The 389-nt window shown below is 34.4% G+C and carries 1 protein-coding gene; it reads right to left on the bottom strand.

Annotation, left to right across the window (positions count from 1 at the left end):
- Window positions 1–104 precede the first annotated feature (104 nt).
- On the bottom strand, window positions 105–389 hold a 285-nt coding region (locus ACTD9P_RS30205; RefSeq protein WP_438870512.1), incomplete at its 5' end, for a hypothetical protein.

Raw genomic sequence — 389 nt, 5'->3', positions numbered from 1 at the left:
ATATGATCCAAACCCCTTTTGAATGAATAATCAAAAGGGGTATATTATTTCTTTAAAAACTCACTCCATTTAATCTATTTTAGTTAGTTAACCGGATTTGCCCTTTATGATTTCTTTTTCGGGAATAATGTATATGATAATGTAATCACAAAATCAATGGCCAGAATTAGCAGCCACACCTGACTGAATTTATTAACCCCTTCATTTTTAAAAGGGAAATTACTGTTTTCATCATCGAACCACATGCCGAATAATTCATTAAAAGGCGTTTCCTGCATGCTATCTGAAAAACCGACTGCAATAGCAAACCCTATATGAACAATGATAAAAACAACGAAATGCCCCGCGAATTGCTTCCATTCATGTAACGCATATGCCTTACCATACAG

It is taken from the genome of Pseudomonas onubensis (genome assembly GCF_965653655.1).
GTDB lineage: Bacteria > Pseudomonadota > Gammaproteobacteria > Pseudomonadales > Pseudomonadaceae > Aquipseudomonas.
This window is presented reverse-complemented; position numbering and strand designations above follow the sequence as displayed.